The organism is Noviherbaspirillum phoenicis (genome assembly GCF_047237965.1).
Lineage (GTDB): Bacteria > Pseudomonadota > Gammaproteobacteria > Burkholderiales > Burkholderiaceae_D > Noviherbaspirillum_A.
Genome location: NZ_JBDFLX010000001.1, coordinates 192858 through 219495 on the forward strand (window position 1 = coordinate 192858; position 26638 = coordinate 219495).

The 26638-nt window shown below is 64.3% G+C and carries 22 protein-coding genes; 15 read left to right on the forward strand and 7 right to left on the reverse strand.

What is annotated here, in order from left to right; translation table 11 throughout:
• The first annotated feature begins 1 nt into the window (after position 1).
• Entirely contained in the window at positions 2-763 is a 762-nt protein-coding gene (locus ABC383_RS00860) for an ABC transporter permease (RefSeq protein WP_413011114.1), read from the forward strand.
• A gap of 230 nt (positions 764-993) precedes the next feature.
• Here the strand turns inward: ABC383_RS00860 and ABC383_RS00865 are convergent, their stop codons facing one another.
• Positions 994-1230 (reverse strand): hypothetical protein, encoded by a 237-nt coding sequence (locus ABC383_RS00865; protein ID WP_413011116.1) that lies wholly within the window; start codon positions 1228-1230, stop codon positions 994-996.
• Between the two features lie 623 nt (positions 1231-1853).
• On the opposite strand from ABC383_RS00865, the gene ABC383_RS00870 reads away from it, so the two are divergent.
• The 12 genes from ABC383_RS00870 (at position 1854) to ABC383_RS00925 (ending at position 17509) form a co-directional block, all read left to right on the forward strand.
• Complete coding sequence (locus tag ABC383_RS00870; RefSeq protein ID WP_413011117.1) at positions 1854-3398, forward strand: glucan biosynthesis protein G; 1545 nt, start codon at positions 1854-1856, stop codon at positions 3396-3398.
• Positions 3398-5920 carry a glucans biosynthesis glucosyltransferase MdoH gene (mdoH, locus tag ABC383_RS00875; RefSeq protein WP_413011119.1) on the forward strand — a complete coding sequence of 841 codons (2523 nt, stop codon included), beginning with the start codon at positions 3398-3400 and terminating at the stop codon, positions 5918-5920. The genes ABC383_RS00870 and mdoH overlap by 1 nt, the downstream gene beginning before the upstream one ends.
• 633 nt (positions 5921-6553) lie before the next feature.
• The gene (locus ABC383_RS00880) at positions 6554-6922 is read left to right on the forward strand and encodes a hypothetical protein (RefSeq protein ID WP_413011121.1); all 369 of its coding nucleotides are present in this window, start codon (positions 6554-6556) and stop codon (positions 6920-6922) included.
• Complete coding sequence (gene atzD, locus ABC383_RS00885; RefSeq protein ID WP_413011123.1) at positions 6856-7977, forward strand: cyanuric acid amidohydrolase; 1122 nt, start codon at positions 6856-6858, stop codon at positions 7975-7977. Before ABC383_RS00880 ends, atzD begins: the two co-directional genes overlap by 67 nt.
• Complete coding sequence (locus tag ABC383_RS00890) at positions 7974-9464, forward strand: amidase (protein ID WP_413011125.1); 1491 nt, start codon at positions 7974-7976, stop codon at positions 9462-9464. The genes atzD and ABC383_RS00890 overlap by 4 nt, the downstream gene beginning before the upstream one ends.
• Positions 9461-10693, forward strand: coding sequence for an FAD-dependent monooxygenase (locus tag ABC383_RS00895; protein ID WP_413011127.1), 1233 nt, complete (start codon positions 9461-9463; stop codon positions 10691-10693). Before ABC383_RS00890 ends, ABC383_RS00895 begins: the two co-directional genes overlap by 4 nt.
• Positions 10690-11196, forward strand: a complete 507-nt coding sequence (locus tag ABC383_RS00900; RefSeq protein WP_413011129.1) for a VOC family protein — start codon at positions 10690-10692, stop codon at positions 11194-11196. The genes ABC383_RS00895 and ABC383_RS00900 overlap by 4 nt, the downstream gene beginning before the upstream one ends.
• Before the next feature lie 9 nt (positions 11197-11205).
• Positions 11206-12177 (forward strand): ABC transporter substrate-binding protein, encoded by a 972-nt coding sequence (locus ABC383_RS00905; protein WP_413011130.1) that lies wholly within the window; start codon positions 11206-11208, stop codon positions 12175-12177.
• Between the two features lie 68 nt (positions 12178-12245).
• Positions 12246-13028, forward strand: a complete 783-nt coding sequence (locus ABC383_RS00910) for an ABC transporter ATP-binding protein (RefSeq protein WP_228527193.1) — start codon at positions 12246-12248, stop codon at positions 13026-13028.
• Positions 13025-13792, forward strand: coding sequence for an ABC transporter permease (locus ABC383_RS00915; RefSeq protein ID WP_413011132.1), 768 nt, complete (start codon positions 13025-13027; stop codon positions 13790-13792). The genes ABC383_RS00910 and ABC383_RS00915 overlap by 4 nt, the downstream gene beginning before the upstream one ends.
• A gap of 34 nt (positions 13793-13826) precedes the next feature.
• On the forward strand, positions 13827-14201 hold the full coding sequence (hpxZ, locus tag ABC383_RS00920) for an oxalurate catabolism protein HpxZ (RefSeq protein ID WP_413011134.1): 375 nt from the start codon (positions 13827-13829) through the stop codon (positions 14199-14201).
• Positions 14202-14407: 206 nt separating this feature from the next.
• A complete protein-coding gene (locus ABC383_RS00925; RefSeq protein ID WP_413011136.1) occupies positions 14408-17509 on the forward strand; it encodes a hypothetical protein in 3102 nt (1033 codons plus the stop codon).
• A gap of 59 nt (positions 17510-17568) precedes the next feature.
• On the opposite strand, the gene ABC383_RS00930 is transcribed toward ABC383_RS00925, so the two are convergent.
• The gene (locus ABC383_RS00930; protein WP_413011137.1) at positions 17569-17991 is read right to left on the reverse strand and encodes a hypothetical protein; all 423 of its coding nucleotides are present in this window, start codon (positions 17989-17991) and stop codon (positions 17569-17571) included.
• A 36-nt stretch (positions 17992-18027) separates the two neighbouring features.
• Positions 18028-18306 (reverse strand): hypothetical protein, encoded by a 279-nt coding sequence (locus tag ABC383_RS00935; protein WP_413011139.1) that lies wholly within the window; start codon positions 18304-18306, stop codon positions 18028-18030.
• Positions 18307-18471: 165 nt separating this feature from the next.
• Here ABC383_RS00935 and ABC383_RS00940 point away from each other — a divergent pair, with 165 nt between their 5' ends.
• Positions 18472-19671, forward strand: coding sequence for a hypothetical protein (locus tag ABC383_RS00940; RefSeq protein ID WP_413011141.1), 1200 nt, complete (start codon positions 18472-18474; stop codon positions 19669-19671).
• 29 nt (positions 19672-19700) lie between these two features.
• Here ABC383_RS00940 and ABC383_RS00945 read toward each other — a convergent pair whose 3' ends face one another.
• The 4 genes from ABC383_RS00945 to ABC383_RS00960 all read right to left on the reverse strand — a co-directional run bounded on the left by ABC383_RS00945 (position 19701) and on the right by ABC383_RS00960 (position 24335).
• On the reverse strand, positions 19701-20174 hold the full coding sequence (locus ABC383_RS00945; protein ID WP_413011143.1) for a hypothetical protein: 474 nt from the start codon (positions 20172-20174) through the stop codon (positions 19701-19703).
• Positions 20175-20636: 462 nt separating this feature from the next.
• On the reverse strand, positions 20637-22892 hold the full coding sequence (locus ABC383_RS00950) for an Orn/Lys/Arg family decarboxylase (RefSeq protein ID WP_413011145.1): 2256 nt from the start codon (positions 22890-22892) through the stop codon (positions 20637-20639).
• A 219-nt stretch (positions 22893-23111) separates the two neighbouring features.
• Positions 23112-23681 (reverse strand): DUF4337 domain-containing protein, encoded by a 570-nt coding sequence (locus ABC383_RS00955; protein ID WP_413011147.1) that lies wholly within the window; start codon positions 23679-23681, stop codon positions 23112-23114.
• A gap of 18 nt (positions 23682-23699) precedes the next feature.
• Positions 23700-24335: a dihydrofolate reductase gene (locus ABC383_RS00960; protein WP_413011149.1), complete on the reverse strand. Its 636-nt coding sequence runs from the start codon at positions 24333-24335 to the stop codon at positions 23700-23702.
• 56 nt (positions 24336-24391) lie between these two features.
• Between ABC383_RS00960 and ABC383_RS00965 the strand changes: the two genes are divergently transcribed.
• A complete protein-coding gene (locus tag ABC383_RS00965) occupies positions 24392-26515 on the forward strand; it encodes a putative bifunctional diguanylate cyclase/phosphodiesterase (protein ID WP_413011151.1) in 2124 nt (707 codons plus the stop codon).
• Positions 26516-26638: the final 123 nt, after the last annotated feature.

The window sequence follows — 26638 nt, forward strand, 5'->3', positions numbered from 1 at the left end:
GATGAAGAAATCCCTGTTGCAAAAGAGCGCGCCGTGGCTGCTGCTGGCGCTGGTGCTGGTCGTCTGGCAGGCCATCTGCAGCCTGTTCGATGTGTCGGAATTCATCTTCCCCAGCCCGGCCGCGATCGTGCAGTCGCTGGTGGAATTCGCCGGCGCCATAGCGCTGCATGCCTGGCGCACCTTCTGGGTCACGATGGCGGGCTTCGCGATTGCCGTGGTGGTGGGCGTGGTGCTGGGCATGATCGTCGGCTCGTCGCCTTTCCTGTATTCGGCGGCCTACCCGCTGATGACGGCGTTCAATGCGCTGCCCAAGGCGGCCTTCGTGCCCATCCTGGTGGTGTGGTTCGGCATCGGCGCCGGCCCGGCCATCCTGACCGCCTTCCTGATTTCCTTCTTCCCGATCATGGTCAATATCGCCACTGGTCTGGCGACACTGGAGCCGGAGATGGAGGATGTGCTGCGGGTGCTGGGCGCGCGCCGGCTGGATGTGCTGCTCAAGGTCGGCCTGCCGCGCTCGCTGCCGTATTTCTTCGCGTCGCTGAAGGTGGCGATCACGCTGGCCTTCGTCGGCACCACGGTGTCGGAAATGACGGCGTCCAACGAAGGTATCGGCTATCTGCTCGTGTCGGCCGGCTCGTCGATGCGCATGCCGCTGGCCTTTGCCGGCCTGGTAGTGATCGGCGCAATGGCGATGACGATGTATGAATTGTTCTCGGTGGTGGAAAAGCGCACCACGGGCTGGGCGCACCGCGGCGCGCACTGACCTGCCTTCCGCGTGCCGTTGCGCGAGCGAGGGCGACGGTCAATAAAAAAACGCCCCGAGGGGCGTTTTTTTATTGCTGCGGCCAGGCTCAGGCGCGTTCGTGTCCGCCGTGGCGCCGGCTCATCGCCAGCACCATCGACACCGCTGCGATCAGCGTGAAGATGGCAACGCCGCCGGCGAGCAGCAGCCTGATGTCCATGGCGGTCATGATGCGCTCCTTGCGGCAGGGTTCAGCCGCGCGCGGCGATGAAGCGCAGTTCCGCGGCCAGGTTGGGCGACAGCGCCTCGTAGTCGCGCGCCATGCGAAACAGCGCCAGCTGGTCGCGCAGCTTCGCAGCCGGCGCCGCCTGCTCGGACGGCTTCACAGCCAGCAGGGCGGCCAGCAGGGAACGGAAAGCGCGGCCGACATTGGCGCCATAGCTCAGGCCGTTGTTGCCGGAATGTTGGGGAAGGGCGATCGAAGACATGATTTACTCCTGAAAATTTCTGTATGGAAGGAGTATATGGACGGTAATAGTGGTATTCCAATTTCAAGTGACCATAACTACTATCAGGGATCGTTATGTCTGAGTCGGATTATTGTCGAGTTTGCCAGCTTTGAAAGACATTGCTGATAACAGATATCACAAATGAAAATGAGCTTGCAAAACTTGCATGTTTTGTGATTTATCTCACAGTCAATGTTTCAGTGCGGGCTACGATGCAGGTTCCGACAGCGGAGGTTTCCTCCGCTTCCCGTAGCCTGAACCTGTACGGGATTTGAGCCCGGCGCCTTTGGCCGCCGGGCTGTTTTTTCCCGCCAGGCAACCACGTGGTCAGACGGTGCCGAAGCGGGAGCCGGATGGCGGCTGACGTCGGGGCGCCGCGATGATGCCATCGCATGGCGCCGCGGCGCGGCCGGCGCGGATGGAACTGTCGAGCTCTGCCTGGGTCTTAAGAATCCATTAGCATGAAGCACCGCGATTCTTCCCTCCCGTCCCGGCTCGACAAATTCCCTCCAGATTGGCAAAGTACTGCCCGTTCTGAATTTAACAATATTGCGCGCTGGTTATGAGAACCGGCGTGCTGGGCAACATCAGATAGGAGCGCCATGCCTGGCAACAAGCTGTTTTCCCTTTTTTCACCGATTGCTTCGCTGCTGCCGGCAGCCGTCGCGGCATGCGCGCTGGCCATGCCGGGCAGCGTCTGGGCATTCAATTTCGAGGACGTCGCGGCCCAGGCCAAGACGCTGGCCGCGTCGCCCTACAAGCGACCCAAGAGCGAACTGCCAAAGTCGCTGCAGGACCTGACCTACGACCAGTACCGCGACATCCGCTTCAATCCCGACAAGGCCTACTGGCGCGACGCCAAGCTGCCGTTCGAACTGGCCTTCTTTCACCCCGGCCGCATTTTCGACACGCCGGTGCGCATCAATGAAGTCGCCGGCAAGGCGGTGCGGCCGATCAAGTTCGACCCGCAGCTTTTCAACTATGGCGCCAACAAGATCAATCCCAAGGACCTGAACGGTCTGGATTTCGCCGGCTTCCGGGTCCATTACCCGGTCAATACGCCGAAGTACAAGGACGAGGTGCTGGTGTTTCTCGGCGCCAGCTATTTCAGGGCAGTCGGCAAGGACCAGCGCTACGGCCTGTCGGCGCGCGCCCTGGCGCTGGACACCGCGCTCAATTCGGGCGAGGAATTCCCCTTGTTCACCGAGTTCTGGATCGAGCGCCCCGAGCCGGGCGCGAAGGAACTGGTGATCTATGCGCTACTCAACTCGCGCCGCATGACCGGCGCCTACCGCTTCCTGCTGCGTCCCGGCGTCGATACCGCCATCGATGTGAAGTCGCGCCTGTTCGCGCGCGAAAACATCACCAAGGTCGGCCTGGCGCCATTGACCTCGATGTTCTTCTCCGGTGAAAACCAGCGTTCGCCGCAGGAAGATTTCCGGCCGGAAGTGCATGACTCCGACGGCCTGTCGGTGCAGTCCGGCACGGGCGAATGGATCTGGCGGCCGCTGACGAATCCGAAGAAGCTGCTGGTGACCTCCTATGCGCTGTCCAACCCGGGCGGTTTCGGCCTGATGCAGCGCGACCGCGAATACACCAGCTACGAAGACCTGGAGTCGCGCTTTGAACTGCGGCCCAGCGGCTGGGTCGAACCGAAGGGCAAGTGGGGATCGGGCCGGGTGGAACTGGTGCAGATTCCCACCCCCGACGAAACCAATGACAACATCGTGGCGTACTGGGTGCCGGACGCGCCGCCCAAGCCCGGCACGCCGTTCGACTTCGAATACCGCCTGCTATGGCAGAAGGAAAAGGAACGCAAGCCACCCATGGCCTGGGTGACGCAGACCCGGCGCGGCCAGGGCTATCCGCGTCGCACCGACGACAGCATCACCCTGGCGGTCGACTTCGAAGGCCCGGGCCTGTCCAAGCTGCCGGCCGATGCCAAGCCGGAAGCGGTGATCAGCGTCGACAGCAATGGCAAGCTGCTGGAAACCAATACCATCCACAACGATGTCACTGGCGGATGGCGCATGACGATGAGAATGAGCCGCAACGACACGTCCAAGCCGGTCGAGCTGCGCGGCTTCCTGCGTAACAACAACCTCACTCTGTCGGAAACGTGGAGCTACATACTGAGCCCGGACTGATGCGCGCAAACGAAGGATTGCCCGTCTCCCCCATGCCGCAGGCGGCGGCCACGGTCGCGCAGTACCTCGACCGCCTCGGCCTGACGCCCGAGCAGCGCGCCGCGGTCGAAGCGCGCATGGCGCTGGACCCCGGCGCGACCGAGAAGGACGCGATGGCCAGCCTGCATCACGCGCTGGCGGCTGAGGCCGCGCAGCCGGCCGAGCCGGCCTATGGCTCGGTGGCGGCGCGCCTGGCGCTGGCCGATGCCGCGCCCGACGCCGCGCCGGCCGACAACGGCCATGCCCGCCTGCACAGCATGCCGCCGCTGAACCGCGTCTCGATGACGCCGCACCCGTGGGGCACCCTGAATGCCATCACCCGCTGGAGCGAGTCGGTGCTGCGCCGGCCGCGCGACTGGATCGAGCGTCGCCCCACCCGCACCCGCGAACCGTGGCCGGCAGATTCGCCGCAGGCCGGCGGCAACGCGCCGGACGCCAGCGCGGAACGGCAGCCGCACGGCAGCCTGCGGCGCGGCGTGCTGCTGCTCCTGATGCTGTCGCAGACGGCGATCGCCACCTGGTTCATGTCGCGGGTATTGCCCTACCAGGGCACGCGGCCGATGGAAATGGTGACGATGGCGTTTTTCGCGGTGCTGTTCTGCTGGGTCTCGGCCGGCTTCTGGACCGCGATGACCGGCTTCCTGGTGCTGCTGCGCGGCAGCGACCGCTACCTGATTTCGCGCAACGCTGCGGACCGCACGCCGATCGCGGCCAATGCCCGCACCGCCATCGTAATGCCGATCTGCAATGAGGACGTGACGGCAGTATTCGCCGGCCTGCGCGCCACCTTCGAATCGGTGCAGCGCACCGGCGAACTGGACCGTTTCGACTTCTTTGTGTTGAGCGACAGCTACCAGAGCGACATCTGCGCCGCCGAGGTGGCGGCCTGGTCGCGGCTGTGCAAGGCGGTCGGCGGCTTCGGCAAGATCTTCTATCGCCGGCGCTTTCGCCGCGTCAAGCGCAAGAGCGGCAACATCGACGACTTCTGCCGCCGCTGGGCCAAGGATTATCGCTACATGATCGTGCTCGACGCCGACAGCGTGATGAGCGGCGAATGCCTGACCACGCTGGTGCGCCTGATGGAAAGCCAGCCCAGCGCCGGCATCATCCAGACCGCGCCGCGCGCGGCCGGACGCGACACGCTGTATGCCCGCATCCAGCAGTTCTCCACCCGCGTCTATGGCCCGCTGTTTACCGCCGGCCTGCATTACTGGCAGCTCGGCGAGTCGCATTACTGGGGCCACAACGCCATCATCCGGCTCGATCCCTTCGTGCGCCACTGCGCGCTGGCGCCGCTGCCGGGCGAAGGCTCGCTGGCCGGCGAGATCCTGTCGCACGACTTCGTCGAGGCGGCGCTGATGCGGCGCGCCGGCTGGGGCGTCTGGATCGCCTACGACCTCGACGGCAGCTACGAGGAAATGCCGCCCAACCTGCTGGATGAGCTCAAGCGCGACCGTCGCTGGTGCCACGGCAACCTGATGAACTTCCGGCTGTTCGCCGCGCGCGGCATGCATCCGGTGCACCGGGCCGTGTTCGTCACCGGCGTGATGGCCTACATCTCCGCGCCGCTGTGGTTCATGTTCCTGGTGCTTTCCACGGGCCTCCTGGCCTGGCATGCGCTGACCGAGCCGCAATACTTCGTCGAGCCGCGCCAGCTGTTTCCGATCTGGCCGCAATGGCATCCGGAAAAGGCGCTGGCGCTGTTCGGCGCCACCGCGCTGCTGCTGTTCCTGCCCAAGATCCTGAGCGTCTTGCTGATCTGGCTGCAGGGCGCGCGCGGCTATGGCGGACGCATCCGCGTGGCCATCAGCATGTTGATCGAGCTGATCTTCTCGATGCTGCTGGCGCCGGTGCGCATGCTGTTCCACAGCCGCTTCGTGACGGCCGCCTTCCTGGGCCTGGAAATGACCTGGAAGTCGCCGCCGCGGCAGGACTCCGAAACCCACTGGGACGAGGGCGTCAGGAAGCATGGCATGCATACGCTGCTGGGCCTGGTGTGGGGCGGCGGCGTCTACCTGCTGGACCCGTCCTATCTGCCCTGGCTGCTGCCAATTGCGGGCGCGCTGGTGCTGTCGATCCCGATCTCGGTGCTGTCCTCAAGGGTGTCGCTGGGCCGGCTGCTGCGCCGCATGAAGCTGTTCGTCATTCCGGAAGAGGCGCAGCCGCCCCGCGAGCTGGTGGACGCCAGGGCGCATGCGGCGGCGACGCCCGAGCAGCCCGGCTTCATCGAGGCGGCGGTGGACCCGCTGGTCAATGCGCTGGCCTGCGCCAGCGTGCGGCCGCGCGATGCGGTCCGCCGGCTTTCCGAAAAGCGCGAGCGCATGCTGCAGAAGGTATTGCATACCGACCCGGCGCAGTTGTCCGAGGTCGAGAAGTGGTCCCTGCTGAACGATCCGCGGCTGCTGTCGCGGCTGCACCTGGCCTTGTGGAGCGGCGATGGCGTGCATCCCGGATGGCGCGCCGTGATGACAGGGGCTGAATAAAGGCGTGGCTGCGGCTGATGGCCTTTGAGGCGGCAGCGGCAGTTGACGTTGCCGTTGCCGTTGCCGTTGATGTTGTTTTTGCCGTTGCCGTTGTTTTTGCAGTTGCCGTGAAGTCCCGTTGAGCGCGCCGTGTCAGCGGTGCCCGGAGCGGGAAAAGGTGCGGCGTCTGTCTGAGCCAAGCTTTAGCTTGGCGAGTTTAGCCGCGCCCCGCTCCGGGTACCGCTGACACGGGCACCCCGCGCAGCGGGGCGCGATCATCGGGTCGCCTTTTTTGGTTACTTTTTTGGCGAAGCAAAAAAGTGACCCGGCCGCCGGGACGGACTCCCGGCTTGTCTCCACGGCAGTGCAATCGCATTGCGTCACCCGGCAACGCCCGGGCAGCACTGTCGGTGTTGTTGTTGACGTTCGTATTGAGACATCAAACGTCAAACTTCAAACGTCAAAAGCAACTGCTGCTTCGCAGTCACGCCTTTACGCCAGGTAAAACAAGCCGACTGCACTGTCGTCATGACCAGGCCGGGAGTTCGCCCCGGCAGGCGACCTACTTCTTTTGCTTCGCCAAAAGAAGTAGGCAAGAGAAGGCGACCCGGTGATCGCGCCCTCGCTGCGCGAGGGTTCCCGTGCCGTCGATGCATGGAGCGGGGCGCGGCTAAACTCGCCAAGCTGCGCTTGGCTCAGACAGACGCCGCACCTTTTCCCGCTCCACGCACCGACGTCACGGCGCGCTCAACGGGATTTAAAAGCAACGGCAACTTCAAAAGCCACTGCAACGGCAACGGCAACGGCAACGACAACGGCCACGGCCACGGCCACGGCCACGGCAACTGCAACCGCAACCGCAACCACCACTGCTCCCAGACCGCACACAATTTGCGCTCGCCCCGGTCGAAATTAAGCGCTACCGCATCGCGCTTTGGCTGCCGCAAGATGCAGCCATGCAAACCCAAGTTCACCTCCTCACCATGGCGCATCCGGGCGACGTTTCCGCCCTCGATGCTCTGATCAACAGCGGCGCCGTCGACGCCGGCCGGATCGTCGCCGTGATCGGCAAGACCGAAGGCAATGGCGGCGTCAACGATTTCACCCGCGGTTACTTCACCCAGTCGCTGATGCAGATGCTGTCCGGACACCTGCAAGCTAGCCCGGCCGAACTGGCGGCGCGCATTCCCTGCATCCTGTCCGGCGGCACCGAAGGCGTGCTCAGTCCGCATTACGTGGTGTTCTGCCGCGCGCCGGCGCAGGCGGCAAACGGGAATGAGGGCAAGGGCGGCGCGCTGGCGATCGGGCTGGCGTTCTCGGCGCCGACCGCAGTCGAGCAGATCGGCCGCGCCAGCCATGCGCACCAGGTTGCCCGGGCGGTCAGGGCCGCGATGGACGACGCCGGCCTGGACGATCCCGCCGATGTGCATTTCGTGCAGATCAAGACGCCCTGCATCACCGTGGCCCGGGCCGAGCAGGCGCGCGCCTGTGGCCTGGAGCCTGTCAGCGGCGACCCCAACAAGGCCATGGCCCATGCCCGCGCCGCCGGCGCGCTCGGCGTGGCGCTGGCGCTGGGCGAGATCGACGAGGCGGCATTGACGGACGCGGCGCTGCTGTCGGACATGGCGCTGTATTCGGAACGCGCCAGCGTGTCGTCGGGTGTGGAGATCAGCTGCAATGAAGTCATCGTGCTGGGCAACAGCCCGCGCTGGCGCGGACCGTACCGCATCGCGCACCGGCCGATGCGCGATGCGCTCGACATCGGCGCGGTGGCGGGCGCGCTGTCCGACCTCGGGCTGGCAGCTTCGCCGCAGCTGGGCCAGGACGCGCTGGGCCGCATCGCCGGCGTATTCGTCAAATGCGAGCCGCAGCGCAACGGCAGGGTGCGCGCCAGCCGCCACACCATGCTGGACGACACCGACATCAACGCCCAGCGCCATATCCGCGGCGCGGTGGGCGGCATGGTGGCCGGCGTGATCGGCGACGGCCGCATCTTCGTCTCCGGCGGCGCCGAGCACCAGGGGCCGGACGGCGGCGGACTGATCGCGGTGATCGCGTCCGGTGCGCAGGACGCATGATGCAAGCCCACCCCTGGATGCTGTCGGCCCGCTCGCTGGCGCAGGCTTACCGGCGCGGCACGCTCGACCCGGTCGAAGCGCTGGCATCGGTGCTGGCGCGCATGGACCAGGTTAATCCGCGCATCAACGCCGTCGTCAGCAGCGACCGTCAGGCCGCCCATGCGGCGGCCGAGGCCAGCGCCCGGCGCTGGCGCTCGGGCTGCGCGCTGTCGGCGCTGGACGGCGTGCCCTTCACCGTCAAGGACAACCTTTTGACCGGCGGCCTGCGCTCGACCTTCGGCAGCGCGCTGTATGCCGATTACATTCCGGACGCCGACGAACTGCCGGTGGCGCGGCTGCGCCAGGGCGGCGCGGTCCTGATCGGCAAGACCAATGTGCCGGAGCTGACCGTTTCCGGCACCACCGACAACGCGCTGTTCGGCCTCACCCGCAACCCGTGGAACCCGGCATTGACGCCGGGCGGCTCCAGCGGCGGCGCGGTAGCCGCGGTGGCGTCCGGCATCGCGCCGCTGGCGCTGGCCACCGACGGCGGCGGCTCGATCCGCCGGCCGTGCGCCCATACCGGCTGCTTCGGCCTGAGGCCTTCCACGGGCCGCGTGCCGCGCAGCCGCGGCTTTCCGGTCTTCCTGCATGACTTCGAAGTGGCCGGGCCGATTGCCCGCAGCGTGGACGACCTGGTGCTGGCCATGCGCGAACTCTCGCCCTGGTCGGCCGCCGACAGCCGCTCCGCGCCATTCCAGGCGCTGCCGTTCTGCGTCCCGGAACAGCCGGCGCCGGCACGCATCGCGCTGCTTGCCGGCCTGGGCGAAGCGCCGGTCGATGCCGACAGCGCCGATGCCGCCGAGGCGTCGTGGGAGGCGCTGTCCAGGCTGGGGCATGCGCCGGTGGCGCTCAGTCCGGCTCAGCGCGCCACGCTGGTGCAGGCACTGGCCGACATCAACGATGTCGCCTGGCCGGTGCTGAGCGGCAGCGGGCTGGCCTGGCTGATGGCCACCCATCATGCAGGCCGGGAACAGGACTTGTCGCCGCCGCTGGCGGCCATGCTGGAGCAGGGCAGGCAGCGCAGCGGCGCTGACCTGATGGGCGCGCTGCACGCCGTTGCGCGGCTGCGCGATGCGCTCTCGCTGCTGATGCAGGACATCGACTTCCTGCTGCTGCCCTCGGCCGCCGCCCAGCCCTGGCCGGTGCATCAGCCGCATCCGCCCCTGATAGCCGGCCGCCCGGCCGGCCCGCGCGGCCACGCGGTCTTCACCGCATTCGCCAATGCCGCCGGCCTGCCGGCGCTGGCCCTGCCGGCTGGGCTGGGCGCCACCGGCATGCCGCTGGGCATACAGCTGGTGGGCCGCCATGGCGCCGACGGCTGGCTGTGCGCCATCGGCCAGCAACTGGAAAGGGCGCATCCGTTCGCGCCGCTTTGGGAACGCCAGACCATGCACGATGCCGGTGCATGCGGGACTGGCATGCAATCCGCTAGGGAGGAAACATGAGCCATCAACACACCAATGACCAGACCCGCAAGCTGCGCATCGCCATCGTCGGCGCCGGCGTGGCCGGCTGCATCGTCGCGCGCCACCTGGCGCAGCGGCAGGATGTCGAACTGACCTGCCTGGAGCGGGTTGCGCGCGATGACCACAGCGAAGCCGGCACCGGCCTGAACATCGGGCCCAACGCCATCAAGCTGCTGCGTGCGCACGACCCGGCGCTGGCCGATGCGGTGCAGGCCGCGAGCCTGCCCTGGAAAAGCTGGCGCACCTCGCTCACCGACGGCACCGAGCTGTTCTCGCTGCCACTGTCGCAGGTGGCCGACAACGACGGCGTGCGCATCCGCTGGTCCGAGCTGTACCGCGTGCTGCGCGAGGGCGCCGGCGATGCGGTGCGCTATGGCGTGACGATCAAGGACGTGGCGCGCCAGGCGGATGGCCGCTGCCGCCTGCGCTACGAGGCCGATGGCCAAACGCGTGTGCTGGACGACATCGACCTGCTGATCGGCGCCGACGGCCGCTATTCCGACACCCGCCGCGCGCTGTCCGGCGCGCCGGCGATGCGCCAGGTCGGCGTGGCGATCTTCCGCCTGCTGGTGCCGGATACCTCGGGCGGGCTGATCGACGACTACGAGCAGTGGTTCAACGGCCCGCACCGGCTGCTGGCCTTCCGCGTGCCGCCCGGCCACATCTACATGGCGGGCACCTTCCCGCTGGAAGCCGGCAACGAGATCGCCGCGCAGCACAAGTCGGCCGCGGCGCTGCGCCGCTATTACACGCCGGCCCATGGCCCGGCCGGCGCGCAGGCCGCCTGGCTGACCGACACCCTGTGCAGCCATGTCGACCAGATCCACTGGGCGCGCCTGCAGGAAACCGAGGCCGGCTATCTGGATGCCGACGCACCCATTCTCTATCTGGGCGACGCCGCCCACGGCATGGTGCCGACGCTGGGGCAGGGCGCCACCCAGGCGATCGAGGATGGCTGCGTGGCGGCCGGGCTGATCGCGCAGCGGCTGGCGGCGGGCAGCGCCAACGTGCGGGAATGGCTGGCCGCCTTCGACACGGCGCGCCACGAGCGCATCCGCTTCGTGATGGACTTCTCGCTGGAAGCCAGCGACACCCTGTTCGCCGGGGCCGATCCCGTAGCCGGCTCGCTGAAGAAGATGCAGCCGCCGTTCCAGGAAAAGCTGCGCCGCCTGTACCGCGACGTGGCGCCGGCCGGAGCGGCATCGTGACGGCCGCGGTGGTGCATGGCCTGTTCCATGCGGCGATCAAGACCGCCGACCTGAATGCGACGCGGCGCTTCTATGTCGACGTACTGGGACTGCTTGAAATAGCGCGTCCCGACTTCGGCTATCCCGGCGCCTGGCTGGCCTGCCCGCATCCGGGCGGCGCCGCCATCATCCATATCTATGCCGGCGGGCCGGCGCTGGGCGCCGACGGCCACGCGCCCAAGGGCAGCGCCGCGATCGATCACCTGTCGCTGGCGTGCAGCGGCTATGCCGCCTTCAAGGCCCGCTTCATCGCGCATGGCCTGGACTGGCGCGAGTTCGTGGTGCCGGGCACCGCGCTGTGGCAGCTGTTCGTCTACGACCCCAGCGGCGTGCAGCTGGAACTGACCTTCAACGGCGAGGCCGAGGCCGAGGCCGGACCGCCGCCCGACCTGTCCGACGCGCGCCGCTATATCGCCGGCGCCGGCTTCTTCGATCCCTCCACCTATTCCCTGATCCAACCCTGAAGGACTGTTATGACCCTCTCCACACTCTGCAAGATCGCCTTCACCGTTGCCGCCGGCCTTGCCACCGTCGCCGTCGCCCATGCCGAGGACAAGGTGCGCGTCGGCGTATTCGCCTCCAGTTCCGCGCTGCCGTATTTCGTCGGCGTCGAGCGCGGCTATTTCAAGGAAGCCGGCATCGCGGTCGAAACCGTCACGCTGGCGTCGGCTCCGCTGATCGTGCAGTCCATGGTCAGCGGCGACATCGACGCCGCGTCCAACCTGGTCACGCTGGAAGGCGCCAACATCAGCCAGCGCCGTCCCAACACGCTGACCTATATCTCGCTCAACGGTCAGAACGCGCAGTACATCACCGAGCAGTTCGTGGTCAAGGCCGGCTCGCAGGCCAAGACCCTGAAGGACCTGAAGGGCGCCAAGCTGTTTTCCGCGCCCGGCCCGGCCAATGTCGGTACCGCCAAGGCCGTGCTCAAGGCCATCGGCCTGGAAGAGAACAAGGACTACACGATGCAGGAACAGCAGCTGTCGGTGCACCTGGGCGCGCTGCAGGCCGGCACCTTCGACGCCGGCTATACGCTGGAGCCGGTGGCTTCCACCATGATCAAGCAGGGCGTGGCGCGCCGGCTCGAAGCCGGCGTGATCTCCACCCACCTGCTGGGCAATCCGTCCGCCCAGGCTTTCGCCGCCGGCGGCGCGCTGTCCAACAAGCTCCTCGCCGAGCGGCCCGATGTCGCTGCCCGTTTCGCCAGGGCCTGGGCCAAGGCGGTCGCCGCCGCCAACAGCGACGCCAGCACGCGCGAGCTGCTGGCCAAGGACATGAACGTGCCGGCCGCGCTCGCCGCCACCGTGCCGCTGGCGAACTTCGTGATGGTCAAGGACATGACGCCGGCGCAGAAGACCGACTTCCAGAAATTCGTCGACATCGGCGTTGGCCTTGGCGTGGTCAAGGGCGCGGTCGACACCGGCGCGATGATCAGGGGGATGTGATGCAGGCGCTCAAGCACATGGAAGCACCGCAGGCGGCGCGTCCGCCCGGCGCCGGCGAGATCGCCGGCATGGATCTCGGCCACCGCTGGTACGCGCCGGGCACCCATATCACGATACGCGGCCTGCACAAGACCTTCGGCGCCCACACGCTGTACGACGGCTTCGACCTCGACATCCCGAAAGGCAAGATCATTTCCATCTTCGGCCCCAACGGCTGCGGCAAGAGCACGCTGATCAACATGATCGCCGGCATCCTGCCGTATGACAAAGGGCAGATCCTGTTCGACGGCAAGGACGTGCACGACACCCGCATCGGCTACGTGTTCCAGAACTACCGCGAGGCGGTGTTCCCGTGGATGCGGGCGATCGACAACATCCGCTATCCGCTGAAATACCTCGACCTGTCCAAAGGCGAGAAGGAAGCCCGCATCGACCGGCTGGTGGAGAGCTTCGACGTGAAGATCGACCTGAACAAGTACCCGTACCAGATGTCGGGCGGCCAGCAGCAGATGGTGTCCATCATGCGCGCGCTGGTGGTCGACCCGGAAGTGCTGTTCCTGGACGAGCCGTTCTCGGCCCTGGATTACGAGATGACCCAGTTCCTGCGCGACCGGCTGCAGAAGGTCTTCATCGAGCGCCCGGTCACCACGCTGCTGGTGTCGCACGACCTCGACGAGGCGGTCTACCTGGCCGACTACGTGCTGCTGCTGTCGCGCAATCCGACCCGCATCGCCGACTTCGTGCCGTTCGACGCGCCGCGTCCGCGCAGCGCCGAAACCACGCTGACGCCGGACTTCCTGCGGGTCAAGGGCCACAGCCTGGAAATCTTTCAACGGGAGGTAAGGAAATGAAAAGCAGCGAGGAACTGATGAGCAAGCTGCAGCCGGTGCTGGGCCTGTTTCTGCTGGTGGTGTTCTGGGAGCTGGCCTTCGAGATGCGCCTGGTCGACCCGGTGCTGCTGCCTTCGCCCGCGCAGTCGTTCCAGGCCTTCTGGCATGGCCTGGAAGAGGGCTCGCTGTGGGCCGACCTGCGGCGCACGGTGGCGCGCACCGGCATCTCCTTTGCCATCGCGCTGGTGATCGCGGTGCCGCTGGGCATTTTGCTGGGTTCGTCCGACAAGGTCTATCGCGCGCTGGAATTCCCGATCGACTTCTTCCGCTCGACGCCGGCCTCGGCCATGTTCCCGCTGTTCTTGATCCTGTTCGGCAGCGGCGAAAGCACCAAGATCGCGGTGGCCGCCTTCGGCGCGGCGCTGGCCATCCTGTTCGCCACCGCCTACGGCGTGATGAATGCGCGCAAGCAGCGCCAGCTGGCGGCGCGGGTGATGGGCGCATCGCGGCTGCAGGTGCTGTCGGACGTGACGATCTGGGAGAGCCTGCCGCAGACCTTCGTCGGCATGCGCTCGGGCGTGTCGCTGGCGCTGGTGATCGTGATCGTCGCCGAAATGTTCATCGGCTCCACTGACGGCCTCGGCCAGCGTATTCTGAAGTCGCAGATGGTGTTCGACATGCCCGACATGTATGCCTCCATCTTCGCCGCCGGCGCGCTGGGCTATCTGTTCAACCTGCTGTTCATCGTGGCGGAGCGGCGCTTCGTGCACTGGGGCGGCAAATGAGCCATCGACCAATCAACAAGAAGGAAGCTGCCGCATGCTGATCAATGACCCTGAAACCCTGGCCCAGTTGCAGAAGGCCTTTGCCGAATACGAACAGGCGCTGGTCAGCAATGACGTGCCGACACTGGACCGGCTGTTCTGGAACTCGCCGCATACGCTGCGCTACGGCGCCGGCGAAAACCTGTATGGCTTTGACGAGATACAGGCCTTCCGCAACAGCCGGCCGGCGAAGAACCTGGAGCGCAGCGTGCTGCGCACCGCCATCACCACCTTCGGCACCGATCACGGCGTGGCCAACATCGAGTTCAGCCGTCCCGGCAGCGACCGCATCGGTCGGCAGTCGCAAACCTGGGTGCGCTTCGCCGATGGCTGGAAGGTGGTGGCTGCGCATGTGAGCCTGATGACGTAAGGAAAGGCGCCTGCTGCACCCGTCCCCTGCGGCAGCAGGCGCTCGTGATTGACCGCGACAGGCCTGTTGTCGGCTCCGCTGCTGAAGGCGCCGACAGCGTGAACAGCCGAACTGTTACTGTTACCCAGAAACCCGCATCACATTTCACGATCCGGTGGCTTACGCGCAAGCGTAGGCCGCTATTTCTTTGATACGGCGGAAAATTCATGGCTGAGCAGACAAGTTCGACGAGTGTGTCGGGCGGCAACAAACATCAGGTTGGCAAGACCTTCAACAACGCAAACCAACAGGACGAACCAGATAAAACCGGCAACACTGGCAATACGGCTGTCGTACTGGCTGCGCGCAGCGGGCCGTCCCAATTCCAGCAGGGCCAGCAGGCCCAGCAGACCGGTATGCCATCGGTAAGCTATCGTCCTCCACCGCCTTCCACGCCGCCGCCATTCCTGCCCAACCTTGCGCTTTCCGGCAATACTTCCAGTGCATTGCTTCACACCCCTTCGGCAAAAGGCAATGCCGGGGCAAGTATCCCGCCGGTCACGCCGCCTGCGCTGGCCTTGCTGGCCACGCTGGCCCCACTCGGCTCGCCGGCTTCATCAATGTCTTCGCCTGGCGGCAGTACAGCAAGCTATCCCTCCTTGACTTCACTCGGGCCGTTAACGCCTTCCCTTGGCAACAGTTCTGCGCTACACACTTCGCCTCGTCCTTCATCCGGCAGCAATTCAACATCGCTTTCGGGGAACGGGCTGCCTGTATCGAGGGCAAGCGGAAGTGCGAATAGCAATCCAACAAACGCGGGCCGAACGACAAGAAGGGCGTCGAGCATGGTTTCGGGCATGGTTGCATTGCCATCGCAAACGTCGGGCCAGGCTTCTGGTTCATCCAGCGCCAGCTTGGGCTTCATGAGGGATTTGCCGCCTTTGCCGTCGCGTCCGTCAGCGCCAGCCATGGTCATTACAGCGTTGTCCGGCCAGCCAGGCCCACCTCCGCCAGCCGACCAGCCAGGACCGCCGCCGCCAACCGATGCGCCGCCATTGTCGCCGCGCCAACAGCAGGCCTTGCCGAGCCAGGCGCCGCTATCGCCGCGGGCAAGCGCGTCCATCTACGTTCCGCCGGAGGTCCTGCTGCCGCTAGGGGTGCAGAAAGGTGGCATCGAGGAAACCGCGCGCCGGTGCATATTGGCGGAGGCTACGCAGGGTTTTGTTCTTGCCACGATAGGGCGCACGATGAATCCTACATACGGCGGGGAGAAGGTATATGTCAACCTGGCCGATTACTTCATGAAGCAGATAGAAGGCCAGGAATTCTCGAAGACCATCGATGAGGTTCGGGAAACCATATTGGCCGACCCCGCCAGGCATCTCAGAAAGCTTAGCAAGACCACGGGCGCGGTGGATGACGCAACCGGACAATCCAAATCAGTCGATTGCGACTACGGGATGACGCTCCTGCAGCCACTATTCAACCTGATCTGTGGCGACAGGCAAGCTTATGAGGACTGCGGCTTGCCCGGATCGCTCAAGTCGCTGTTCCTCGCCCTGGACCGGAATCTGGTCAAGGCCATGCTTCACTGGCACGAAGGCCAGAAACTGGTGCGCAATGGAATGAAGGGCGAAATTGAAAAGCTGAAGTCGAACAAAAGTAACTGTGACGATAAAGGAAATCTCAAACCCGGGAAGTTCAGTGAACTCCGCAAGCGCTATGGCTGGATGGTCGAATTCTATTCCACGCTTCTGACGAGCAAGGGGATCACGGCCAGTTACATCAGGGAGTGCCGCCTGAATTTTTTCAAGGGCATACTCTTCACGCGTTGCATCAGTCCTTTCCTGGTGCCCGGAGATGGCATCGCGCCGGAAAGCGATGCCTATAAGGCGTTGGTAAAAGCGAGCGCTGCGGCCAACAAGATATTCGCGCAACGTTACAAGGTGTTCCGCGAAGACTTCATTGACTATTCCGACCGTTTCCTGCCCGAGCAGGAAGCTACGGAATTACGTTCGCTCGAAGCCAGGGAAAAGCGGCTCGAAAGTAAGGAGCAGTGGCTCGAAAAGGCCAGCAAGACGAAAAAGGCCAGTGGTGCGAGCGACAAGAAGCTTGCGCCCAAAAGGGTGCGCGCAAGCGCTCCCACGCTGTTGCAGGGTAAAGACTTTGCCGAGTTGATGGAAAAGGAAAAAAGTCTGGCCGAACAGGACGCAGGGAAGGACCCATTCGCCGCAAGCGCCAGAAGCAGGGCCGCCCAGAGACGTTGGATCGAGGGCTTCCGAAAGGAGCATGGAGACTCTTTCAAGGCGATGCCGGCCCTTGATCTGGAGTTCACGAAACGCCTGCGCAAATGGCGCAAGAAGGAAGAGCAGCTTGATGAGCCCGCGTTCAAGGAAAAACTGGCGGCGCTTTACAAGCAGGCCCGGAAGGAAGTCGAGCGCAATGCGACCGCTTCATCGAAGACTGCCGCGCCAAACATTGTTGATTCCGGCAAGGCTCAACAGACTGTTTCATCGCCGCATGCAAGCCAGGCACGGGAGACGGCAGAAACTGACTTGACTCCGAAAAAGAAAAAGAAGGTCGCCAAAGCCGCGAAGGGATTGACGGCGCTGAACGAGGTGCAGTCAAAGTCAGTGGAAACCTTGCTGCGTGACAGGCGGCGCCGCGCCTATCTTGAGCGCTTTCCTGCGCTGGAGGCACCACTGAAACAGGAGTTCCTCGCATGGTGCAACGAAGGAACAGGTGGAAATCCGGCGCTCGCCCTGCAGAAAATATTCGACGACCTGGTCGTGCGACTCTTTTTCGATGCCATGCGGTTACGGCAGGCAGTGACCGATGCCGATTTTGAAAAACTGAAGAAGGCCTGCGAGGAATGGCCTTCCAAGACGAATGGCTGGGAAAGCCCCAAGCCTGAGGAAATGTCCTTCATCTGGCGCACCATGGTTTGCGCAAAGCCGGCGCTGGCGATCGTCTCCAATATCAATATCCGTATGGCGGAAGCCATGATCGACCGGGTGCTGAGCGATCCGGCAACCCAGGTGGACCTCGCCGACGACACTCTGAAGAATGAATTTCTGAACAAGGCCCAGTTATGGCTCGATAGCGGCGCAACGGGAATGGGGCCGGAACAGATTATTCGCGGCTATTACGAGGATATGTTGATCAAGCATTTCATCAAGGCGCAACAGCCTGCCCTGTCGGCTATTGCTGTGGTGAAGCTCAATGAATCCGCGAAAAGGGCAGGGCGGAGCGACCCCGACAGGATGCTGACGACCCCCACCTTGCGCACGCTGCTTCAAGCATTGCAGGATGGCGCCAAACAGACCTGAATGTGACGTGACGTGCTTGCATGGCCGCAGACAGCGGCCATGGGGTCGCCAGCGACCTTTCAGTCGAACAAGCTGCCCTGGCCCGCTTCCGCCCCGGGCTTCCTGTCCCGGCTCGGGCGCGGATAGCCGGCTTCCCGCATCGCGCGCACCAGGTCGGCCATCGCGTCCCAGATCTCGTCGCTCTGCTGCGGCGTCAACGCGGCATTGTTGTCCAGGCTGTCGCAGGCGCCGCGGATATTGCCGGCCAGGGAATTGATGTAATGCTGGCGGTTCAATGCCAGCGCGGCATGGCGGCGCCGGTTGCATTCTGCGTCGAGCTCATCGCGCTGCTCGAGCGAGAGCTTGTCGAGGAGGCCGGGCGAAGGCTTGTAGGTGTACTTGTCGAATGAGCCGACGATGCGCACGATGGGCGCATTCTTGGCCTCGTCGAAACCGGTGTACAGCAGCACCTGCACCTTGCCGCCCTGTTCCTTGAATTGCACTGCCGAAGTCCTTTAAAGAGAAATGGCCGTCGGGGCTCAGGAAACCAGCGTCCGGCCCTGTTGCCGATGGCGTTGCGCGATGTCCTTCAACGCCGCGATGCCGGCTTCCAGACTGTCGATCGGCCAGCTCTTGCCGCTGCAGCGGCCGCGCCTGCCGGCCCGTCCGGCCCAGCCCTGGATGATGACCCATTGCTCGAACAGGTCCTGCATCAGCACCACGGTATGGAGCCGGTCGGGCTCGGCGAACTGCATGCGGATCGGGCAGGCGGTGTCCACTGGAAGCGGGCGGGTGAGGTCGTCTACGGGATCGATCATGGGGCAGCATCATACCAGCAGCGCCCGGGGTTTTGAATGGAGGCCGCTGCCGTACGCCCTGCCTATCCTGGCTGCCGCTGGACAGGCGCGGGCGGCTCTGCTAAAAGTGGCCGCCAATGCGCGGCCGCGGCTTAGCCGGCGCGGCCTTCCAGGAAGAGCATTCAATTGACCAGACCACACCACCATCTCATCGTCATTGCCTCCGTGCTGCTGTCGGCCTGCGCCGGCCCGGCGCCGACCTTGTCCTACCATGCGGTGGTGGACGCCGGCAGCAGCGGCTCGCGGATTCACCTCTATCGGATAGGCCGCCCCGACGAGGACATCACCATCACCGATGTCGCGCAACTGGCGTCGGCCGGCGGAGATGGGCTATCGAGCTACCAGGCGCAATCGGAACAGGCCGGACAGCGGGGCATGCAGCCCTTGCTGCAGGCACTGAACGGCTGGCTGCAGGCGCGGCAGATCGGGCGCGACTCGGTACAGGTCGACGTGCTCGCCACGGCCGGCATGCGACTGCTCGAGCAGGACGATGCGCCGGCGGCCCAGGCCATCTACCGCAGCGTGCGCCGCGCCATCCAGGACAATGGTTACCCGGCTGGCGAACTGCGCACCATTTCCGGCGACGAGGAAGGTTTGTATGCCTGGGCCGACGTGAACTACCTGCATGGCAATTTCCGTCAGGGTTACAGGACTGCCGGCCTGGTCGAAGTCGGCGGCGCATCGGCGCAAGTGGCCTATGAAACCAGCCAGCGCGACCATACCCAGGCCCATGCGGTCAAGATCGGCGGCACGTCCTACACCGTGTTGAGCGTAAGCTTCCTGGGGCTGGGCCAGAATGAGGCGCGCAAGGCGATGGTGCTGGCCTCCGGTCCGAAGGACAACCCCTGCTATCCCAACAACGAGAAGAACAGCCCGCCCGGCGGCTTCGATGCCGGCGCCATCGTGTCTGGCAACTACCGTTACGACCGCTGCGAGGATCTCTACCAGACCGTGCTATCGGCATTCCGGGTGCGCGACAAGGCGATTGCCGTCGACTTCGACACCCGTGACTTCATCGGCATCTCGTCCGTCTACCATGCGTTGAACAACTGGCATGTGTTGGAGCGTCCGTCCATGCTGTCGCAAGAACTGCAGCGACAATGCGGCGGCAGCGATGCCTGGAGCCTGAAGGTCGCGCCGGCGCAGGGCGGCACATCGGGCTTCGCCCAGGACGCCTGCGCCAACGGGACCTTTATCAACACGCTGCTGTTCGATCCGCGCTATGGGTTGGGGCTATCGGGGGAGCGCGTTCATGGTGTCGGACAGATCAATGGGCAGTCGCCGAGCTGGACCAGGGGGTATCTGCTGATCAGCGGCAGCAGGTAGGGTGCATTGGAAGACAGCCTGGTGTTATATCAGGCAGGGGCAAGGGGACAGACAGTGGAGTTGCAGTTGCGGTTGCTTTTAACGTACGCGCAGCGACAGTTGTAGTTGTAGTTGTAGTTGTAGTTGCAGTGGCCGTTGCCGTTGCCGTTGCCGTTGCCGTTGCCGTTGCAGTGAAATCCCGTTGAGCGCGCCGTGTCAGCGGTGCCCGGAGCGGGAAAAGGTGCGGCGTCTGTCTGAGCCAAGCGCAGCTTGGCGAGTTTAGCCGCGCCCCGCTCCGGGTACCGCTGACACGGGAACCCCGCGCAGCGGGGCGCGATCATCGGGTCGCCTTTTTTGGTTACTTTTTTGGCGAAGCAAAAAAGTAACCCGGCCGCCGGGACGGACTCCCGGCTTGTCTCCACGGCAGTGCAGCCACCTTGCGTCACCCGGCAAGGCACGGGCAGCACTGTCGTCTTTGCTTTTGACGTTTGTCGGCAAACTTCAACTTCAACTTCAAAAGCCAACTGCTGCTTCGCGGTGACGTCTTTACGGCTGGTGAAGCAACACGATCACTCTGTCGTCATGACCAGGCCGGGAGTTCGCCCCGGCAGGCGACCTACTTTTTTTGCTTCGCCAAAAAAAGTAGGCAAAAAAAGGCGACCCGGTGATCGCGCCCTCGCTGCGCGAGGGTTCCCGTGCCGTCGGTGCATGGAGCGGGGCGCGGCTAAACTCGCCAAGCTGCGCTTGGCTCAGACAGACGCCGCACCTTTTCCCGCTCCACGCACCGACGTCACGGCGCGCTCAACGGGACTTAAAAACAACTGCAACTGCAACTGCAACTGCACCAGCACCCCACTCCGCAACGCCCCCTAACCCCAACCAAAGCCTACCCAATCCAGGCCGGCTCAAATCAACCCATAGATGCCCATGAAAAAAGCCTGGCCTGCTTCCGCAGACCAGGCTTTAACGCAGGCACAGCAGCGCGCTCAGTCCTGCCGCACGCAGTCGACGAAGTAGCCGCGCTTGCCATCCACCTCACGCGTCACCAGGCCATGCACGTCGGTCTCGAAACCCGGGAAGCGCTCGTTGAAGTCGCGTGCGAATTTCAGGTAGTCGACGATGGTCTTGTTGAAGCGCTCGCCCGGAATCAGCAGCGGAATGCCGGGCGGGTAGGGCGTCAGCAGAATGGATGTCACGCGGCCTTCCAGTTCATCGATGGGCACACGGTCGATCTCGCGGTGCGCCATGCGCGAGAACGCGTCCGACGGCTTCATCGCCGGCTGCATGTCCGACAGGTACATCTCGGTGGTCAGGCGCGCCACGTCGTACAGCTTGTAGAAGCCATGGATCTGCTGGCACAGGTCGCGCAGGCCAACCCGCTCGTAGCGCATGTTGGCCGCCGCGAACTCGGGCAGGATGCGCCACATCGGCTGGTTCTTGTCGTAGTCGTCCTTGAACTGCTGCAGCGCGGTCAGCAGCGTGTTCCAGCGGCCCTTGGTGATGCCGATGGTGAACATGATGAAGAAGGAATACAGGCCCGCCTTTTCCACAATCACGCCATGCTCGGCCAGGTACTTGGTGACGATGGAGGCCGGGATGCCGGTCTCGCCGAACTGGCCGTCCAGCGACAGGCCGGGCGTGACGATGGTGGCCTTGATCGGGTCCAGCATGTTGAAGCCGGGCGCGAGCTTGCCGAAGCCGTGCCAGTCGTCCTCGGCGCGGATCATCCAGTCCTCGCGCGAGCCGATGCCGTTCTCGGCGAAGTCGTCCGGACCCCAGACCTGGAACCACCAGTCCTGGCCCCACTCCTGGTCGATCTTGCGCATCGCGCGGCGGAAGTCCAGCGCTTCCAGGATGCTTTCCTCAACCAGCGCAGTGCCGCCCGGCGGCTCCATCATCGCAGCGGCCACGTCGCAGGACGCGATGATCGCGTACTGCGGCGAGGTGGACGTGTGCATCAGGTAGGCTTCATTGAAGGCGTCCTGGTCCAGCTTCACCGATTCGGATTCCCGCACCAGGATCTGCGACGCTTGCGACAGGCCGGCCAGCAGCTTGTGCGTGGATTGGGTCGAGAAGATCATCGACTCCTTCGCGCGCGGCCGGTCCTTGCCGATCGCATGCATGTTGCGATAGAAGTCGTGGAAGGTCGCATGCGGCAGCCAGGCCTCGTCGAAGTGCAGGGTGTCGATCTCGCCGTCGAGCATGCTCTTCAAGGTCTCGACGTTGTACAGCACGCCGTCATAGGTCGACTGGGTGATGGTCAGGATGCGCGGCTTCTTGTTGACCGCCTCGCGGGCGAACGGGTTGGCCTCCACCTTCTTCATGATGTTTTCCATCTTGAATTCTTCCAGCGGGATCGGGCCGATGATGCCGAGGTGATTGCGGGTCGGCATCAGGAACACCGGGATCGCGCCGGTCATGATGATGGAGTGCAGGATGGACTTGTGGCAGTTGCGGTCCACCACCACGATGTCGCCCGGCGCCACGGTCGAATGCCAGACCATCTTGTTGGAGGTGGAGGTGCCGTTGGTGACGAAGTAGCAGTGGTCGGCATTGAAGATGCGCGCCGCATTGCGCTCCGACGCCGCCACCGGGCCGGTATGGTCGAGCAGCTGGCCCAGTTCCTCGACCGCGTTGCAGACGTCGGCGCGCAGCATGTTCTCGCCGAAGAACTGGTGGAACATCTGGCCGATCGGGGACTTCAGGAAGGCCACGCCGCCGGAGTGGCCGGGGCAGTGCCAGGAATAGGAGCCGTCCTGCGCATAATGCACCAGCGCCCGGAAGAAGGGCGGCGACAGGCCGTCCAGATAGGACTTGGCTTCGCGGATGATGTGGCGCGCGACGAATTCCGGCGTGTCCTCGAACATGTGGATGAAGCCGTGCAGCTCGCGTAGGATGTCGTTGGGGATGTGGCGCGAGGTGCGGGTTTCGCCGTACAGATAGATCGGGATGTCGGCGTTCTTGTAGCGGATCTCCTCGACGAAGGCGCGCAGCGCCTTGAGCGCGCTGTCGGTTTCCTCGGTGGAGCCGCCGCCGAATTCCTCGTCGTCGATGGACAGGATGAAGGCCGAGGCGCGCGACTGCTGCTGCGCGAACTGTGACAGGTCGCCATAGCTGGTAACGCCGACGACTTCCATGCCTTCCTTTTCCATCGCGTCGGCCAGTGCGCGTATGCCCAGGCCGGAGGTGTTTTCGGAGCGGAAGTCTTCGTCGATGATGACGATGGGGAAGCGGAATTTCATGAAATCTCCTGGCGGGCGGGGCGCCGTATGCGCCCGGCAAAGGCCGCGCTAAAAATGCGAAAGCCGAATTTTCTCAGATATGGCTGGCACGCGGGGTAAATGCCGGTGACAGGACTTGTGATTTTCGCGATCTCGCGTAAGGGCAGTGCCGATTCGTCAAGCAGCGGCACGAGGCCGGCCGCCAGTAACAGCCGGCTGCATGATAAACAGGATGACTGCCTACAGGTGCAGCCAGGCCATGCCGCCCACGGCGATGCCGGCCAGCGCCACGCCATAGGACGCAATTTCCAGCCAGCGCCTGCGCGTGAGCAGCGTGATTGCCGCCAGCGAGATGGCTACCTGCTCGGTGGTGGTGGCCAGCGCCCAGCGATGATGCTGGTGCATGGACTCCGCCGAACGCTTGTCGAATTCGGTCGACTGCGTTTCCAGCTTCTCGGCGTCGCGCTTGATCTCTTCCTTCTCCGCCTTGTAACGCTCGACCTCGGCCTTGTAACGCTGCTGGTCGACGCCGGGCAGCGACATGGCCAGTTCCGCCAGGTTTTGCTTGTTCGACTTGGCCTGGTAGTAATTCCACTGGTTCGACGCGGCGGTTTTCTTGATGGCCGCATCGTTCTTGTACATCGCGGCGTCATTCTGGGTTGCGCCGCCGAGGTAGCCGAAGGTGGCGCCGATGGTGGCCAGCACCGCGGTCACCACGGCGATCCGGCTTGAAAAGCTGTCGCCGCCATGCGCCGCATGTTCGACCGCATGGTCATGCGGTCCGTGGACATGAAACCCGCCTCCTGACATTGCTGCTCCTGAAAAAATTTACCGTGTGCGGGTATAAGTGACGATGGCATACCCCAGCCCGCTTGCGGCCGAATGATACGCCTGCCTGTCAGTTACTTTCCAGTCGCCATTATTGATTTCCGGAAAAAAAGTGTCGCAGGGGTAGTCGGCATCGATTTCCGTGACGATCAGGCAGTCCGCCAGGGGAAACGTTTGCGCAAACAGTTCGGCGCCGCCAATGATGAACGCCTGTTCGCCTTCCGGGATGAGCGCGCAGGCAGCGTCCGGGGAAATGGCAGTTTCGACGCCTGCCGCCTGCCAGGCGGGATTGCGGGTCACCACGATGTTGCGGCGGTTCGGCAGGGGCCGGCCGATCGATTCGTAGGTCTTGCGACCCATGATGATGGGATGGCCGGTCGTGGTGCGCTTGAAATGCGCCAAGTCTTCCGGCAGGCGCCACGGCAGCTGGTTGTTGATGCCAATGCCGCGCTGGCGGTCCATGGCGACAATAAAAGTGATCCTGGGCAATGGCATGAGCAGTGAAGAGGCCGAAACGCGCAATGTTAATCCGATTTTGTTGATCTGGCAGAAATTGTCGACACTTGAATCCGGAACTTTGCATTTCGATATCGATCGATTGAAACCGTAACCTCGAAAATGAATAAAAAACCGCATCGAACGATGCAGCGCGCAAGTCGTTATGCGCCACTCACGCCGCTATGGATTCCTTATTGACCAAACCGAACGATTCCTCCAACAGCCAGATCGTACTGCTGGTGGATCCGCAAACCCAGACCGAGGCGCACCTGGCGCCGCTGATGGGGGCAGAGCAGGTGCGCCTGCTGCGGGCAGAAAGTGCGGAGGAAGCGCTGGAACTGCTGCTCACCCATGACGTGGCACTGGCGCTGGTAGATACCGAACAGCCGGCAATGAACGGTTTCGAGCTTACCCGCTGGATACGCGAAAACTCCCGCACGCGGCACATTCCGGTGATCATGCTTGCCAACGGCGTATGGGATGAGGCGGCAATCGCAACCGCCTACGACGCCGGCGCGATCGACTACCTCGGCAAGCCGGTGGGCAGCAACGTGCTGGCGAGCAAGATCACGGTGCTTCTGGAACTGGACCGCAACCGCCGCAGGCTCAGGGAAGCGGTGGCGCATATCGACAGCACCAAGGCGTATTACGAATCCATGCTCAACGCCGCCGGCGACGGCGTGATCGGCATGGACCGGGCCGGACGGGTCCGTTTCGCCAACCCTGCCGCCCGGGCAATGCTGGGCGCCGAGCGCGACCAGATCGTCGGCGCCGACTTCATGTCCTTTTATCCGATGCCCGCTTCATCCGGCGCCTGCTGGGAGGAGTCGCCGTTTTTCCATAGCCTGCGCCAGGGCATCGAAAGCACGATGGATGAAGCCAGTTTCATGCGACGCGACGGCAGCCGCTTCCCGGTCAGCCTGCATATTTCGCCCCTGTCCGGACACGCCGACGGCCTGGTGCTGGTGTTCCAGGACATCACCGGCCGCAAGGCGCTGGAAGAGCAGCTGCGGCGCCAGGCCGTGACCGACAGCCTGACGGGCCTGCACAACCGCAGCGGTTTCAAGGCGGCTTTCCGCACCGTGCTGGAACGCGCCCGTCGCGCCAGGAAAAGCGTGGCGCTGATGTTCATCGACCTCGACCATTTCAAGCGCATCAACGACACGCTGGGCCATGGCGCGGGCGATCACCTGCTGGCCGCTACCGCGCAGCGGCTGCGCGAATGCGTGCGTTCCTATGACATCGTCTCGCGCATTGGCGGCGATGAGTTCTCGGTGGTGCTCGACGAGCTCGACCATGGCGCCAGCGCCGCCCATGTCGCAGCCAAGATCCTGACGGCGCTGCGCCAGCCTTTCCGGCTGGAGGACGGCATGCAGGTGGCCATCAGCGCCAGCATAGGCATCGCTACCTTTCCGGAATGCGCGGAGGATGTCGACCTGCTGATGCAGGCTGCCGGCGTCGCGATGTACCAGGCCAAGAGCGACGGCCGCAACCTCTACCACTTCTACATGCCCGAAATGAATGCCAAGGCGCGCCAGCGGCTGATGCTGGAACAGGCGCTGCGGCTGGCAGTCAAGGACGATGAATTCTCGCTGCACTACCAGCCGCAGGTCGATATTGCCAGCGGCAACGTGGTGGGATACGAGGCGCTGCTGCGCTGGCAGCATGAGCAGATAGGGCGCGTGGCGCCGAGCACCTTCGTGCCCATGCTGGAAGAGACCGGGCTGATCATACCGATGGGGCAGTGGGTGTTTTCCACCGGCTGCCGCCAGCGGCATGCCTGGGATGGCGTGCTGCCGGAACAGTGCGTGCTGTCGGTCAACCTGTCGCCGCGGCAGTTCGTCGACAAGAAGCTGGTGTCGCAGATCCAGCAGGTTCTGGAGACGAACGAACTGCCCGCCTATCAGCTGGAAATCGAGCTCACCGAAAGCATGCTCATGTCCAATACCGAGCATACGCGGGACGTTCTTCGCTCATTGAAGCGGCTCGGGCTGAAGCTGTCCGTGGACGATTTCGGCACCGGTTATTCGTCGCTGGCCTATCTGAAGCAGTTTTCGCTGGACGCGCTGAAGATCGACAAGCAGTTCATCGATCATTTGACCACCTCGAAGAAGGACGAAGCCATTGCCCGGTCCATCATCCAGCTTGGCCACAACCTGGGCATGCAGGTGATTGCCGAAGGCGTGGAGACCGGCGAGCAGGTGGAAGCGCTGCAGGAACTCGGCTGCGACGTGGTGCAGGGCTTCTATTTCGGGCGGCCGGTGCCGGCGGGCGAAGTGGTCGGCCTGCCGCATGCGATGGCGGTCAACGAGCGCTGACCGCTGGCGTATGGGGGAGAGTGGGTTCCCATTCGCCTGATTCCGCAGCAAAACACTTCTGCCTATCGGGTCGGCATCATGCCATCGGCAATACCAGACCGGCAGCGCGGGCCCAGCAGCGCC

Coding starts and splice junctions, on each gene's coding strand:
- ABC383_RS00860 (WP_413011114.1), top strand. CDS start 2: ATGAAGAAATCCCTGTTGCAAAAGAGCGCGCCGTGGCTGCTGCTGGCG.
- ABC383_RS00865 (WP_413011116.1), bottom strand. CDS start 1,230: ATGTCTTCGATCGCCCTTCCCCAACATTCCGGCAACAACGGCCTGAGC.
- ABC383_RS00870 (WP_413011117.1), top strand. CDS start 1,854: ATGCCTGGCAACAAGCTGTTTTCCCTTTTTTCACCGATTGCTTCGCTG.
- mdoH (WP_413011119.1), top strand. CDS start 3,398: ATGCGCGCAAACGAAGGATTGCCCGTCTCCCCCATGCCGCAGGCGGCG.
- ABC383_RS00880 (WP_413011121.1), top strand. CDS start 6,554: ATGGAGCGGGGCGCGGCTAAACTCGCCAAGCTGCGCTTGGCTCAGACA.
- atzD (WP_413011123.1), top strand. CDS start 6,856: ATGCAAACCCAAGTTCACCTCCTCACCATGGCGCATCCGGGCGACGTT.
- ABC383_RS00890 (WP_413011125.1), top strand. CDS start 7,974: ATGATGCAAGCCCACCCCTGGATGCTGTCGGCCCGCTCGCTGGCGCAG.
- ABC383_RS00895 (WP_413011127.1), top strand. CDS start 9,461: ATGAGCCATCAACACACCAATGACCAGACCCGCAAGCTGCGCATCGCC.
- ABC383_RS00905 (WP_413011130.1), top strand. CDS start 11,206: ATGACCCTCTCCACACTCTGCAAGATCGCCTTCACCGTTGCCGCCGGC.
- ABC383_RS00910 (WP_228527193.1), top strand. CDS start 12,246: ATGGATCTCGGCCACCGCTGGTACGCGCCGGGCACCCATATCACGATA.
- ABC383_RS00915 (WP_413011132.1), top strand. CDS start 13,025: ATGAAAAGCAGCGAGGAACTGATGAGCAAGCTGCAGCCGGTGCTGGGC.
- hpxZ (WP_413011134.1), top strand. CDS start 13,827: ATGCTGATCAATGACCCTGAAACCCTGGCCCAGTTGCAGAAGGCCTTT.
- ABC383_RS00925 (WP_413011136.1), top strand. CDS start 14,408: ATGGCTGAGCAGACAAGTTCGACGAGTGTGTCGGGCGGCAACAAACAT.
- ABC383_RS00935 (WP_413011139.1), bottom strand. CDS start 18,306: ATGATCGATCCCGTAGACGACCTCACCCGCCCGCTTCCAGTGGACACC.
- ABC383_RS00950 (WP_413011145.1), bottom strand. CDS start 22,892: ATGAAATTCCGCTTCCCCATCGTCATCATCGACGAAGACTTCCGCTCC.
- ABC383_RS00955 (WP_413011147.1), bottom strand. CDS start 23,681: ATGTCAGGAGGCGGGTTTCATGTCCACGGACCGCATGACCATGCGGTC.
- ABC383_RS00960 (WP_413011149.1), bottom strand. CDS start 24,335: ATGCGGTTTTTTATTCATTTTCGAGGTTACGGTTTCAATCGATCGATA.